This window comes from Helicobacter sp. (assembly GCF_022511165.1).
In the GTDB taxonomy this organism is placed as follows: domain Bacteria; phylum Campylobacterota; class Campylobacteria; order Campylobacterales; family Helicobacteraceae; genus Helicobacter_C.
The window spans coordinates 1-12,001 of record NZ_JAFLSB010000042.1; the positions used below are offsets into that span (position 1 = coordinate 1).

The following is a 12,001-nucleotide window of genomic DNA, read 5'->3' on the forward strand; positions in this document are numbered from 1 at the left end:
AGAAACAAGTGCTAAATAAAGCGCACCCCAAAATGTAAGATTACTTGCTACATTATTAAGAAAACTCGCCGTGCCTTCTCCCGGGCGTAAACCGGGTATAAATCCACCCTGCCTTTTGAGATTATCAGCAATATCTTTGGCATTAAACACAATAGAAGCATAAAAATACGCAAAGAAAACAACAAGCACAAACATCAAAGCATTATAAATATAACCATCAGGTTTTAAAATATCTGCAATGCTTTGAATTATCGTATTTGATGAGGCTTGTAAGATAGTTGAGGGAAACACAAGCAATGCCGAAGCAAAAATAGGCGGAATCACGCCACTTAGATTAAGTTTCACAGGAATATAATTCATAATGCGCTTATTTTGATTTTGCATAACCACCTTACGCGCATAAGAAACAGGTATGCGTCTCTCGGCTAGCTCGATGTAGATAATTACTCCAATAGTAAGGATAATCACAGCAAGGAGCAAAAGGAGCAAAAAGACATTGAGTTGCCCTGTATTGACGAGATTAAAAGTTTTACCTATGCTTGAGGGGATACCTGAAACAATGCCCCCAAAGATGATAAGGCTAATACCATTGCCCACGCCTCTTTGCGTGATTTGCTCACCAATCCACATAAGCAACATTGTGCCTGTAAGCATTGAAAATACCGATACGGCAATAAAAAGATTCAAATCAATCTTAATTGCTCCAACGCTCATACTATTAAGCCCGATACTCACACTCACTGCTTGGATAATAGTAATACCAATGGTTACATAGCGCACAATTTGCATATATTTTTGCATACCATCGCGCTCTTTTTTCATTTTTGCAAGATTTGGAAAAGTCGCAGCAAGAAGCTCCATAATAATAGAAGCCGTGATATAGGGCATAATGCCAAGCGAGATAATACTAAATCGCTCCACTGCATTGCCACTAAACATATTAAATAATCCCAAAGCATTGTTTGCATTATCATCAATAAATGATTTAATAAGGCTCACATCTACGCCCGGAACAGGCACATATGCTAAGATTCTATACGCAAATAAAAATGCAAGCGTGATGAGAATCTTATTGAGAATGCTTTTTGTCATTCTTTATTTCCGCTTGTTGTGATTTGAGAATCTTTAATCTTAGAAACCAAACCCTTTGCCTTTGTGCCTATGAGTTTTACACGAGTAGCACTTTTTGGGATACTAAAATGAGTGCGCAAAACCTCAAGAGTAATTTCAGAGAGTGAATCAAAAATGTTTGCTTTATCTACATTAATCACAATAGGCTTTTCTACACGCGAAGTAAAACCAATTTTAGGCAAACGTCTTTGAAGCGGCTGTTGTCCGCCCTCAAAACCTCGTTTTGCCTTATAGCCTGTGCGAGCAGTTTGCCCTTTGCCACCACGAGTAGAAGTTTTGCCCATACCGCTCCCTTGCCCCCTCCCTACACGTTTAATATCTTTTGTGCTGCCTTTGGCTGGTTTAATTTTTTCTAACATAATCACTCCTTAGGCTTTGATTCGAGCAAGTGCATCAATAGTTGCACGCACTACATTATAGGGATTATTAGAACCAAGCGATTTTGTCAAAATATCCTTAATTCCTGCAAGTTCAATTACTGGGCGAGTAGAACCACCTGCAATCACACCTGTTCCCTCACTTGCAGGCTTAAGTAGAATCTTACTTGCATTATATTTATGCTCAATATCGTGTGCAATGGTTGTGCCTTTAATATTGACTTTAATGATATTTTTAAACGCATCATCAATGGCTTTTTTAATCGCATCTGGCACCTCTTTCGCCTTGCCAAGCCCAAAACCTACAAGCCCATTCTTATTGCCTACTACAACAAGCGCATTAAAGCGGAATCTACGCCCACCCTTAACAACTTTTGTTACTCTGCCAATATTTACAACAACTTCACTAAATTCTTCTCTATTGATTTCCATACATATCCTTTTTATAACTTTATGCCATTTTCACGCAAAGTATCAGCAAATGCTGCTACAACGCCGTGATAAAGGTATCCATTTCTATCAAATACCACCTCTGTAATATTGGCTTTTTTAAGTGCATTCACAAATTCATTTGCAATTTTCTTTGCATCTTCTTTGTTATTGCTCAAACCAAGCTTTTTGCCATCAACACTTGCAAGTGTTATACCTTGCTCATCATTAATTGCCTGTGCATAAAAATACTTATTTGACTTAAATACACTCACGCGTGGCTTATTTGCCACTCCACAAATTTTCCCTCTCGTGCGTAGCTTTCTTTTTGCCCGTAGAAGCTGTTTTTGCTTTAATACTTTTTCTGTCATATTACACCCTTAACTATTTTTTAGAAGTTTTACCCGCTTTGCGCATAATGGTTTCATCGCTGTATTTAATCCCCTTACCTTTATATGGCTCTGGCGGTCTAAACTCACGAATTTCAGCTGCAATCTGCCCCACTTGCTGTTTATCAGCACCCTTAATTGTAATCGTATTTTTATCTACGCTCATCTCAATACCCTTAGGGATAGGATAAATTACAGGGTGAGAAAATCCTAATGCCATTTCAAGATTCTTACCGCTAATATTTGCTTTATAACCAACACCATTAATTTCAAGCATCTTTGTAAATCCTTGAGATAAACCAATGATAATATTATTCGCCAATGCACGATAAGTTCCCCAATACGCACGAGATTGTGCTAGAGAATCCACACAATTAAAGCTCAAAAAACCATCTTTAAGCTCAATTTGAACGCGTCCATATGTCTCAAGCTCTTTTTGCTCTTTTGCACCTTTAAAGAGAATCTTGCTCCCTTGCACTGATACCTCTACACCTTTTGGAATGCTAATAGGTTTTTTACCAACTCTTGACATATCTCCCTCCTACCATATACTGCAAAGTGCTTCGCCGCCAACATTTGCACGATAAGCATCATCATTAGCAATCACACCCTTACTTGTGCTTACTACGATTGTGCCATAGCCATTTTTAAAATGTTTGAGTTCATTTCTTCCTTTATATACGCGTCTTCCGGGCTTACTAATGCGTTTAATCTCATTAATCGCACTTTTTCCTCGCTCATCATAAGCAAGCTGCACCATAATAGATTGCTTGCCATCTTTATCATTTACCTTATAATCTTTAATGAATCCCTTTGCTTTAAACACTTCTAAAACTGATACAACAATCTTTGCATAATATAATGTCGTAACCTCTAATCGCCTCATAGAAGCATTACGAATTCTTGTTAAAGAATCTGCAATAATATCATTTACCATATTCTCTCCTTACCAACTCGCTTTACGAAGTCCGGGGATTAAGCCCTCATTGCCCATTTTACGCAAACACACTCTACATAGCCCAAAGTCTCGATATACAGAATGTGGTCGCCCACACACTTGACATCTTGTATAAGCCCTTGCGCTAAACTTTGCTTTTCTCTTTGACTTTGCAATAATTGATTTTTTTGCCATTTTATCGTCCTTTCGCAAAAGGCATACCAAGAAGCTCAAGCAACTTAAACGCCTCTTTATCGCTTTGAGTAGAAGTTACAAATGTAATATTCATTCCGTGAGTTACCATAATATCATCATATACGACTTCTGGGAACATCAACTGCTCATTCAAACCAAAGCTATAATTGCCTCTTCCATCAAATCCATTGCGCTTTACTCCTCTAAAGTCTTTCACGCGAGGCAATGCAATTACAATAAGTTTTTCAAGGAAGTTATACATCATTTTACCACGAAGCGTTACTTTTACGCCCATAGGCATACCCTCACGCATTTTAAATCCCGCGACAGATTTCTTTGCAAGAGTAATTACCGCCTTTTGTCCTGCAATCAATGAAATGGTATCCGCGATATTTTGCATTATCTTAGAATCTTTGGCATAATCTCCCGCACCCACACTAATAATAATCTTTTCTAACTTAGGCAACAACATCACATTGCTGATGTTAAGCTCACTTTTTAGCTGGGGGATAATTTCATTTTTGTATTTTTCTCTTAGAGCAAACATTAATTATCTCCTTGCGCTTTTTTCACATTTGAAATACTCATTGGCATCTCTTTTGATAAAAATCCACCCTTAGGATTCTTATCATTTGCTTTCACTGCCTTTTTTACAACCTTACAACCCTCTACAATCACTTGTGCTTTTTTTGGCAATACTTGCAAAACCTTTGCTTTTTTACCTTTATCATCACCTGCAATGACAAGCACCATATCACCTTTTTTGATTTTAAACTTTGCCACTATAACACCTCCGGAGCTAACGATACTATTTTCATAAAGTTTGCGTATCGCACTTCTCTACTTACTGGTCCAAAAATTCTTGTGCCAATAGGCTCTTTTTTCGCATCAAGAATCACCGCCGCATTATCATCAAAGCGCACCAAAGATCCATTTTCACGATGAATCTCTTTTTTGGTTCGCACTACAACTGCCTTGATAACTTGCCCTTTTTTCACTTTTCCATTAGGAATAGCCTTTTTTACAGATGCAACAATCACATCACCTACGCGTGCATATCGTCTATGGCTACCGCCTAGAATCTTAATGCACATAATCTCTTTTGCACCGCTATTGTCTGCGACATTTAATCTCGTAAAACTCTGTATCATAGCTCTACTCCTGCGGTAATAATTTCTTTAAACTTAAAAGCCTTTGTTTTAGAAATTGGCTTACACTCAATCGCACTAATCACATCGCCAATCTTTGCATTATGATGCTCATCGTGAATTGTATATTTTTTAAAACGTTTAACGATTTTGCGATATTTTGCATGAACGACCTTGCGTTCTACTAAAATCACTACACTTTTGTCTCCTGCTTTGCTGACAACTTTGCCTTGAATCACTCTCTTATGTGCTTGTTTTTCGCTCATTTTTAATCCTTCTTTGCACTTAAGGCTGTGTTAATTCTTGCAATATCCTTGCGAATAGTTTTAATTTCGCTTGGATTAGTAAGCTGCATTGTTTTGAGTTGCAATCTTTTTTCAAAGAGCAACGACTTCTTTTCTTTCAACATACTTTGCAATTCTGCAATATCCTTATCTTGTAAATCAATAAATTTCATTTTCACTCTCACTCGTTATGATTTTGGTTCTAAAAGGAAGCTTACTTTGCGCTAAAGCCAAAGCCTCTCTTGCTAAAGCTTCATCAATCCCTGCCATTTCATAAATCATACGACCGGGCTTGATATTCATTACCCATTTTTCTACACCACCTTTACCCTTACCCATTCTTGTCTCAAGGGGCTTTGCAGTCAATGGCTTATCAGGGAATACGCGTATCCACACTTTTCCCGCTCTTTTAATATGTCTTGTCATAGCAATACGAGCAGATTCAATTTGGCGAGAATCAATTCTGCCGTGTTCTATTGCCTTAATCCCAATATCCCCAAAAGCCAAACTTGCACCGCGGAAAGACTTTCCACGATTGCGCCCTTTCATTTGTTTTCTATATTTTGTCTTCTTTGGCATTAACATAGCTTATTGCCTCCCTCTTCGTGATTTAGGGCGCGCTTCCTTATCGCCACTCTTATTTTCTTCTTTCTTCTCTGCCAAAATACCCTTATGTAACACTTCGCCTTTAAAAATCCATACCTTAACGCCAATAATGCCATAAGTTGTCATTGCTTCAGCAAAACCATAGTCAATCTTAGCCCGAAGTGTATGAAGAGGCACGCGTCCCTCCATATACCACTCTGTTCGTGCCATTTCAGCTCCTGCTAGACGACCCGAAACTTTCACTTTAATCCCTTTTGCTCCTGCTTTCATTGCTGCCTGCATTACCTTTTTCATAGCGCGTCTAAAAGCCACACGTTTTTCAAGCTGTGTAGCGATATTTTCTGCAGCAAGCTGTGCATTTGCTTGAGGACGTTTGGCTTCTTTAATATTAATAAAGACTTCTTTATGAAGAATCTTCTTTAAAGATTCTTTGTGTTTATCAATATCTACCCCTTTTTTACCAATAATCAACCCCGGACGTGAAGCTACAACGGTTACGCGAATCTTATTTGCTGCACGTTCGATAATAATCTCACTCACGCCCGCATAATACATCTCGCGTTTTAAAAACTTGCGAATCTTATGATCTTCTAAGATGTTTGAAGGTGTCGTTTGAGACACTGAAAACCATCGAGAAGACCAATTACGATTAATGCCTAATCTCAAACCTATTGGATTAACTTTTTGACCCATTGTTATTTTTCCTCACCTTCAGTTTTTTTTGCCGTTGTTTTTTTGCTTTTTGCTGCTTTGTTTGCTACCTTTGCCTTAGATTCAGTATTGTCCTCAGTTTTAGCTTGAGCCGTAGGTTTTGTTGGGGCTACTGCTTGGCTCTTTTTTGGTGCATTTTTAGTTTTGGTATTCTCTTTTTGTTTTGAATCTTTCTGCACCCCTGTGCCTACCTCTACTAAAATATGCGCCGTTGGCTTACGAATAGGAGTGGCTCTCCCTTTTGCACGAGGCGTGAAGCGACGAAGTACAGGACCCGCATCAACTCGACAAGAAGTAATTACCACATCTTGCGCATCATAGCCACCATTTGCCACTGCTGAAGCAATTACCTTTGAAATCACTCGCGCGGCTTTGTTTGGAGTGAATTCCAAACTCGCAATCGCAATTTCTGCATTCATTCCCTGCACTTCCCTTGCAATAAGTCGTGCTTTTGTTGGAGATAATCGAATATATTTTAATAATGCTCTACTCATCATATCCCCTTATTTGCCAATTTTCTTTTGGACACTGCCTTTGTGTCCTTTGAAAGTGCGGGTGGGGGCAAATTCACCAAGTTTATAGCCAACGTGATTTTCTGTGATATACACAGGTACAAATGCTCTCCCATTATGAACATTGAAAGTAAGCCCTATCATATCTGGCAAAATTGTGCTTCGTCTTGACCAAGTTTTGATAGGTTTATTGTCCTTGCTCTGCTTTGCTTTCTCAACTTTCTTGATGAGGTAATCATCAATAAATGGACCCTTTTTAATTGATCTTGCCATACTTCCTACCTTATTTTTTCTTTCTTGAGATAATCAATCTATCACTCGCTTTTTTCTTGCGAGTTTTAAAGCCTTTTGCCGGAGTTCCCCACGGAGAAACAGGGTGTCCGCTTGAACCCGTCTTACCTTCACCACCGCCGTGTGGGTGATCAACAGGATTCATTGCGCTACCACGTGTTTGCGGACGAATACCACGATGACGATTGCGCCCTGCCTTACCAATAGAAATATTTGTAAAGTCCTCATTGCCCACAACGCCAATAGTTGCCATACATTCTTCTAAGATATATCTCATCTCCCCACTTGGCATTCTCATAATGATATATTTACCCTCACGCCCCATAATCTGCGCACTTGCACCAGCACTTCTTGCAAGCTGCCCACCTGCGCCGGGGTGCATTTCAATATTATGCACGATTGTTCCAATAGGTATGCTCTTAAGCTTCATAGCAAAGCCTGTTTTAATATCAAGCCCAGATTCTGCAGAAAACACCACATCTCCTACTTTCAAGCCACTTGGCTGAATAATATAGCGTTTCTCGCCATCGCTATAATGGATAAGCGCGATACGACAATTTCTATATGGATCATATTCTATCGCTGCAACTTTGCCTTGCACATTGAATTTATTGCGTTTAAAATCAATGATTCTATAAAGCTTCTTTGCGCCACCTTCTTTATGACGACTTGTAATGCGCCCATTATTATTTCTTCCTGCACTCACGGGCAATTTCACAAGCAAACTTCTCACACTCGCCTTACCTGTAATATCACTTGAGCTTAGATTGCTCATAAAACGGCGACTTGGGGTATAGGGCTTATAAGTTTTGACTGCCATATTCACTCCTTACACTGATAGCGCATCAAGTTTTGCGCCCTCTGGAATCTTCACATAAAATTTTTTAAATGAGGCTCTTTGTCCAATCTTGCCTCTAAATCGCTTGACTTTGCCCTCTTGTCGTAAAGAATTGATTCTAAGAGGTGTAATGCCAAAATATTCTTTAAAAATCTCTTTAAGCTGATTTTTGCTCACATTTGTAGCAGTCTGCACGACAAGCACTCCGCTCTCTTGGAGCGAAAGAGATTTTTCAGTATAGAGGATTGACTTAATATCTGTAATATCTGCCATTTTATTCCCCCTCCTTTCCTGCAATAATTTCATCAAAAACAGCCTTTTCAATCACAACAGAGCGAAATGTCGCTACTAAATACGCATTAAGCTCATTTGCATCAGCCAAATAGCATTGTTGCAAATTTCTAAAAGCAAGAAAGGTTGGCTCATCGCTAAGGCGCGTAATAAATAGAGCATTACGCTTATTAAGGGCTTTAAACATCGCATAAGCATCTTTTGTTTTACCACTTGGTGCTGCAATAGAATCTACTACAAAAAGCGCACCCTCTTGAGCCTTTTGATACAAGGCACACTCAAGAGCGAGACGTTTTTGCTTCTTATTGACTTTTAGCTGATAGTTTTTATTATTGCTTGGTCCGTGTGCAACACCACCGCCTACAAATACAGGAGAAGTAATACTCCCTGCACGTGCGCGCCCACCGCCCTTTTGATTCCACGGCTTTTTACCACCACCGCTTACTTCGCCTCGCTTTTTTGCATAAGCATTATTCGCCCTAAGCGATGCAAGATAAGATTTTACATACAAATACAAATTATGCTCTTTGATTTGTGCATATCTTTCAGGTAATGCAAACTCACCGCTTTGTGCAAATTTTTGATCTAATAGAATTGCTTTACTCATATTGCTTACCTTATTTTATAATTTGTATTCTGCCAAATGCGCCATTATGCCCAGCTACTGAACCCTTAAGCACCAAAATAGCACTTTGCTTATCAAAAGACATTACATCATTTTTTGCACTTACAAGCTCATTGCCATAATGTCCAGCCATTTTTTTACCGGGCTGAACGCGTCCAGGCCACTCACGATTCCCAATAGAGCCTAAACGTCTGTGGAATCTACTTCCGTGCGCAGCCGGACCACCTTGAAAATTCCACCGCTTCATCGCGCCACTGAATCCGCGTCCTTTTGTCTTAAAACGCACTTGCACACGTTTTGCTTCACCCAAAACACTTGTATCAAGCTCACCCACTTCTTTATTGCCCACTTTAAGTGTAGCAAAACGATTAAGCTCTTTACTTAAATTATATTTTTTTTGTTGTCCTGCAATAGCCTTATTGTGCGCCTTACCCTGTGAATATGCTACAAGTGCCTTGCCATTATCATAAATCTCGCATACTTTCGCCCCAAGCACACGAAGCAAAGTTACAGCTTCACTCTTTGTGCCTATGGTGCGACTCATACCGATTTTTTCAACTATAAATTCCATATCCTCAATCCTTACAATCCTAATTTTACTTGCTCATAGACATTACTTCAACATCCACTTCCGGTGCTAAATCAAGCTTCATAAGACTATCTACGGTATCGGGAGTAGCAGACATAATATCAATGATGCGATGATGTACCCTAATCTCAAATTGCTCACGAGAATCTTTATTAATGTGAGGCGAACGAAGAACGGTGTATCTCTTCTTTTTGGTGGGAAGCGGCACGGGACCTCTTATTTCTGAACCTGTCCTTTTCACTGCCTCTATAATAGACGCAACCGATCTATCAAGAACCCTATGGTCATAAGCTTTAAGCCTAAGTCGTATTCTTTCCATAATCTTTCCTTATATCTAAAGAACTCACCAAATCGATTTTGATGTTTTTGGCGCGCCATTATAGTCAATTTCATAAAAAAAAGTCAAGCACTTTGCCTATTTTTCGATATTTTTTTATTTTTTTATTTCCTTATTATAAGGACAAAATTTTGATATACTTTACTCATTTTTAATGTTTTTAAATCGCATTTTGCTCTTTTTATAGATTCTATTTTCTTAAATACTCTATAAACATCTCTTTTTAGCTCACCTAGATGAGATTGCTCATATTTTAGAAGTATTGCTTCACTCAAATTCTTTTATAAATGTATGCAACACCGCACTTTTAAACATCATAGGGTCTATTCTTGTGCCTATTTCATCGCTGTGCCACTTTGATAGCGGAAGCCACTTGTATTTTTGTGTAGAATCTTTGCGGGATTGCTTCTCAAAAGGAAAATGAAATGAGGGTAATTCAGTAGAAATTAAATGATTACTATGGGGGATAAGCTGCTCATAATGCTCTTTATAGGGAATAAACTTTAAATCAAAAGCATTGACAAGCCAATGGTCCCCCTCATATACACAAAAACGTTCTGCGCTCACTAGAATCTCGTCATTTTGCCTCATAAAATCAATCCTACTATGAAGCACTATATCCCATATTTTTTGTGCGAGATAAAAACTCTTAAATAATTTAGAAGCATCATAAATATGATCCACATCGATTTTTACAAGCCACTGATATTTGGGAATCACGCTTAATACATAATTATAATATATATAGAGCCTATTTTCTTCACTTGCAGGATTGCTAAAATCTACATTATATGGATATTTCACGGGGATAAAGCTTGGAAATGCAGCACAAAATTCTAATATAATCTCCTCGCTCCCATCATCACAATCATTATAGCCTATCACTCCTCTTTGAATCGCAGGAAGTATGGAATACAAACACGCGCGTAAGGTATGCGCTTCGTTTTTAACGCGTATGTAGGCAAAAGGATTGCGCGGAGAATTGGGGTTTTTGGATTTCTTATCAGCATCAAAATATCCTATATGTTTGATGTGTAAATGAGCCTCTTTGGCTTTTTGCTTTAAGACTTCTAATGGGGGGGGGGGCATAAATGTAGAGTTGAGGGTATCTTGTGATGTCCTAGATTCTAGAATCTCTTGCAAAGGCGTAGGATTAAGCATTGTTTTATAATGTGATAAAAAATCAATCGGGCTATGACTTTGTATATACAAAAGCACATCTTTTGGCACAGGGTAATCCACCCTCCCTAAAGGCACTATTTCTTTCCCAAAGCGCATTTTACTCCTCAAAGCCACGCGCGCTTTTTTGGTTGGTATAAACCAACACATCACTTTTACACAAAACCTTTTTATATAAAATTCCCACATTTTTATCCCCTTATTTCTTTGATAAGTCCCATAGCTCTTGTGCTAAATTTTTTGCACCTTTTAAATCTACTTTGCCTGAACCCAATACAGGGATAGATTCTACCACAAAAATTTTAGAGGGCTTAAAAAGTGTGGGGATTTGTGCCTCTTTGAGTGCAGATTCTAGCTTTTGGCATTCACTTGCCTCACCACTTACAAGTAGCACCACACTCTCACCTTTTTTGGCATCTTCTACCGCCACAGCAACATATTTGAGATTTTCATCAATTTCACTTTTTTTGATGATTTTTTGAATCTCCTCTTCAATGCCCCCAAGACTTACCATTTCTCCACCGATTTTAGCAAAACGCGAATATCTATCAACAATATGTATAAATCCATCACTATCTAAATGCCCCTTATCGCCACTTTTATACCATCTAATTCCATCAATTTCTACAATCACTTCTTTGGTTTTTTGCTCATCATTGAGATAGCCTAGCATTACTTGATGTCCTCCAATGAGTATCAGCCCATCTTCACCCACAGGTAGCTCTTGCATCGTATGGGGATCAACGATTCTAATAGCACTTCCGGGCAAGGGCATACCTACGCTCCCCTCTTTACTTGCCTTATGCACTTCCCAATTTTCTACATCAAATTCACTTGGAAGATTCACACTTACCACAGGCGTAGTCTCTGTCGCCCCATAACCCTCATAAATTTCTTTATTAAACTTCATCACAAAAGCTTCTCGCACATCTTTTTTAAGCTTCTCTGCTCCAGCTACAACAAGGCGCAGGGAATCAAACATTGTTTTGTCTATTTTATTATTGCGCGCATAAATGCCTAAAAATGTCGATGTCCCACATATAACGCTCACTTTATTTTTAGCAATCATTTTTGCCACTCCCACCGCATCAGTGGGATCAGGATATGTAACACAGAGCATTCCCTCAAGCAA

Annotated in this window: 22 protein-coding genes and 1 pseudogene; all 23 read right to left on the reverse strand. The window is 38.7% G+C overall.

Features of this window, described 5'->3' with window-relative positions; translation table 11 throughout:
* Positions 1-1,092: preprotein translocase subunit SecY (gene secY, locus J1E28_RS06355; protein ID WP_291027902.1), on the reverse strand; the 1,092-nt coding region annotated here is incomplete at its 3' end.
* A complete protein-coding gene (rplO, locus tag J1E28_RS06360; protein ID WP_291027904.1) occupies positions 1,089-1,490 on the reverse strand; it encodes a 50S ribosomal protein L15 in 402 nt (133 codons plus the stop codon). The genes secY and rplO, both read right to left, overlap by 4 nt.
* 9 nt (positions 1,491-1,499) lie before the next feature.
* Complete coding sequence (gene rpsE, locus J1E28_RS06365; RefSeq protein WP_002956261.1) at positions 1,500-1,940, reverse strand: 30S ribosomal protein S5; 441 nt, start codon at positions 1,938-1,940, stop codon at positions 1,500-1,502.
* A gap of 11 nt (positions 1,941-1,951) precedes the next feature.
* A complete protein-coding gene (gene rplR, locus J1E28_RS06370) occupies positions 1,952-2,308 on the reverse strand; it encodes a 50S ribosomal protein L18 (RefSeq protein ID WP_291027907.1) in 357 nt (118 codons plus the stop codon).
* 13 nt (positions 2,309-2,321) lie between these two features.
* Positions 2,322-2,858, reverse strand: a complete 537-nt coding sequence (rplF, locus tag J1E28_RS06375; RefSeq protein WP_291027909.1) for a 50S ribosomal protein L6 — start codon at positions 2,856-2,858, stop codon at positions 2,322-2,324.
* A 9-nt stretch (positions 2,859-2,867) separates the two neighbouring features.
* On the reverse strand, positions 2,868-3,263 hold the full coding sequence (rpsH, locus tag J1E28_RS06380) for a 30S ribosomal protein S8 (RefSeq protein WP_291027911.1): 396 nt from the start codon (positions 3,261-3,263) through the stop codon (positions 2,868-2,870).
* Positions 3,264-3,272: 9 nt separating this feature from the next.
* Positions 3,273-3,458: a type Z 30S ribosomal protein S14 gene (locus J1E28_RS06385; protein ID WP_011115058.1), complete on the reverse strand. Its 186-nt coding sequence runs from the start codon at positions 3,456-3,458 to the stop codon at positions 3,273-3,275.
* A gap of 1 nt (position 3,459) precedes the next feature.
* A complete protein-coding gene (gene rplE / locus J1E28_RS06390; RefSeq protein ID WP_291027916.1) occupies positions 3,460-4,005 on the reverse strand; it encodes a 50S ribosomal protein L5 in 546 nt (181 codons plus the stop codon).
* Positions 4,005-4,241 (reverse strand): 50S ribosomal protein L24, encoded by a 237-nt coding sequence (rplX, locus tag J1E28_RS06395; RefSeq protein WP_291027917.1) that lies wholly within the window; start codon positions 4,239-4,241, stop codon positions 4,005-4,007. Before rplX ends, rplE begins: the two co-directional genes overlap by 1 nt.
* Positions 4,241-4,609 (reverse strand): 50S ribosomal protein L14, encoded by a 369-nt coding sequence (gene rplN / locus J1E28_RS06400; RefSeq protein ID WP_291027919.1) that lies wholly within the window; start codon positions 4,607-4,609, stop codon positions 4,241-4,243. The genes rplX and rplN overlap by 1 nt, the downstream gene beginning before the upstream one ends.
* Positions 4,606-4,872, reverse strand: a complete 267-nt coding sequence (gene rpsQ / locus J1E28_RS06405) for a 30S ribosomal protein S17 (protein WP_291027921.1) — start codon at positions 4,870-4,872, stop codon at positions 4,606-4,608. Before rpsQ ends, rplN begins: the two co-directional genes overlap by 4 nt.
* A gap of 2 nt (positions 4,873-4,874) precedes the next feature.
* On the reverse strand, positions 4,875-5,063 hold the full coding sequence (rpmC, locus tag J1E28_RS06410; protein ID WP_291027923.1) for a 50S ribosomal protein L29: 189 nt from the start codon (positions 5,061-5,063) through the stop codon (positions 4,875-4,877).
* Positions 5,050-5,475: a 50S ribosomal protein L16 gene (gene rplP / locus J1E28_RS06415; protein WP_291027925.1), complete on the reverse strand. Its 426-nt coding sequence runs from the start codon at positions 5,473-5,475 to the stop codon at positions 5,050-5,052. Before rplP ends, rpmC begins: the two co-directional genes overlap by 14 nt.
* Before the next feature lie 3 nt (positions 5,476-5,478).
* Positions 5,479-6,189 carry a 30S ribosomal protein S3 gene (gene rpsC, locus J1E28_RS06420; RefSeq protein ID WP_291027927.1) on the reverse strand — a complete coding sequence of 237 codons (711 nt, stop codon included), beginning with the start codon at positions 6,187-6,189 and terminating at the stop codon, positions 5,479-5,481.
* A gap of 206 nt (positions 6,190-6,395) precedes the next feature.
* Positions 6,396-6,701 (reverse strand): annotated as a pseudogene (gene rplV / locus J1E28_RS06425) (50S ribosomal protein L22); the annotation flags it as partial.
* 9 nt (positions 6,702-6,710) lie between these two features.
* Complete coding sequence (rpsS, locus tag J1E28_RS06430; RefSeq protein ID WP_291027929.1) at positions 6,711-6,992, reverse strand: 30S ribosomal protein S19; 282 nt, start codon at positions 6,990-6,992, stop codon at positions 6,711-6,713.
* A gap of 10 nt (positions 6,993-7,002) precedes the next feature.
* A complete protein-coding gene (gene rplB / locus J1E28_RS06435) occupies positions 7,003-7,830 on the reverse strand; it encodes a 50S ribosomal protein L2 (protein ID WP_291027931.1) in 828 nt (275 codons plus the stop codon).
* 9 nt (positions 7,831-7,839) lie between these two features.
* Positions 7,840-8,121 (reverse strand): 50S ribosomal protein L23, encoded by a 282-nt coding sequence (locus J1E28_RS06440; RefSeq protein WP_011116220.1) that lies wholly within the window; start codon positions 8,119-8,121, stop codon positions 7,840-7,842.
* A gap of 1 nt (position 8,122) precedes the next feature.
* The gene (gene rplD / locus J1E28_RS06445) at positions 8,123-8,746 is read right to left on the reverse strand and encodes a 50S ribosomal protein L4 (RefSeq protein ID WP_291027936.1); all 624 of its coding nucleotides are present in this window, start codon (positions 8,744-8,746) and stop codon (positions 8,123-8,125) included.
* Between the two features lie 10 nt (positions 8,747-8,756).
* Complete coding sequence (rplC, locus tag J1E28_RS06450) at positions 8,757-9,335, reverse strand: 50S ribosomal protein L3 (protein ID WP_291027938.1); 579 nt, start codon at positions 9,333-9,335, stop codon at positions 8,757-8,759.
* A 25-nt stretch (positions 9,336-9,360) separates the two neighbouring features.
* A complete protein-coding gene (gene rpsJ / locus J1E28_RS06455; protein WP_002956243.1) occupies positions 9,361-9,672 on the reverse strand; it encodes a 30S ribosomal protein S10 in 312 nt (103 codons plus the stop codon).
* Between the two features lie 285 nt (positions 9,673-9,957).
* Complete coding sequence (locus J1E28_RS06460; protein WP_291027941.1) at positions 9,958-11,058, reverse strand: hypothetical protein; 1,101 nt, start codon at positions 11,056-11,058, stop codon at positions 9,958-9,960.
* Positions 11,059-11,068: 10 nt separating this feature from the next.
* The coding region (locus tag J1E28_RS06465) for an AMP-binding protein (protein WP_291027943.1) at positions 11,069-12,001 on the reverse strand (933 nt) is incomplete at its 5' end.

Coding starts and splice junctions, on each gene's coding strand:
- rplO (WP_291027904.1), bottom strand. CDS start 1,490: ATGTTAGAAAAAATTAAACCAGCCAAAGGCAGCACAAAAGATATTAAA.
- rpsE (WP_002956261.1), bottom strand. CDS start 1,940: ATGGAAATCAATAGAGAAGAATTTAGTGAAGTTGTTGTAAATATTGGC.
- rplR (WP_291027907.1), bottom strand. CDS start 2,308: ATGACAGAAAAAGTATTAAAGCAAAAACAGCTTCTACGGGCAAAAAGA.
- rplF (WP_291027909.1), bottom strand. CDS start 2,858: ATGTCAAGAGTTGGTAAAAAACCTATTAGCATTCCAAAAGGTGTAGAG.
- rpsH (WP_291027911.1), bottom strand. CDS start 3,263: ATGGTAAATGATATTATTGCAGATTCTTTAACAAGAATTCGTAATGCT.
- J1E28_RS06385 (WP_011115058.1), bottom strand. CDS start 3,458: ATGGCAAAAAAATCAATTATTGCAAAGTCAAAGAGAAAAGCAAAGTTT.
- rplE (WP_291027916.1), bottom strand. CDS start 4,005: ATGTTTGCTCTAAGAGAAAAATACAAAAATGAAATTATCCCCCAGCTA.
- rplN (WP_291027919.1), bottom strand. CDS start 4,609: ATGATACAGAGTTTTACGAGATTAAATGTCGCAGACAATAGCGGTGCA.
- rpsQ (WP_291027921.1), bottom strand. CDS start 4,872: ATGAGCGAAAAACAAGCACATAAGAGAGTGATTCAAGGCAAAGTTGTC.
- rpmC (WP_291027923.1), bottom strand. CDS start 5,063: ATGAAATTTATTGATTTACAAGATAAGGATATTGCAGAATTGCAAAGT.
- rplP (WP_291027925.1), bottom strand. CDS start 5,475: ATGTTAATGCCAAAGAAGACAAAATATAGAAAACAAATGAAAGGGCGC.
- rpsC (WP_291027927.1), bottom strand. CDS start 6,189: ATGGGTCAAAAAGTTAATCCAATAGGTTTGAGATTAGGCATTAATCGT.
- rpsS (WP_291027929.1), bottom strand. CDS start 6,992: ATGGCAAGATCAATTAAAAAGGGTCCATTTATTGATGATTACCTCATC.
- rplB (WP_291027931.1), bottom strand. CDS start 7,830: ATGGCAGTCAAAACTTATAAGCCCTATACCCCAAGTCGCCGTTTTATG.
- J1E28_RS06440 (WP_011116220.1), bottom strand. CDS start 8,121: ATGGCAGATATTACAGATATTAAGTCAATCCTCTATACTGAAAAATCT.
- rplD (WP_291027936.1), bottom strand. CDS start 8,746: ATGAGTAAAGCAATTCTATTAGATCAAAAATTTGCACAAAGCGGTGAG.
- rplC (WP_291027938.1), bottom strand. CDS start 9,335: ATGGAATTTATAGTTGAAAAAATCGGTATGAGTCGCACCATAGGCACA.
- rpsJ (WP_002956243.1), bottom strand. CDS start 9,672: ATGGAAAGAATACGACTTAGGCTTAAAGCTTATGACCATAGGGTTCTT.
- J1E28_RS06460 (WP_291027941.1), bottom strand. CDS start 11,058: ATGTGGGAATTTTATATAAAAAGGTTTTGTGTAAAAGTGATGTGTTGG.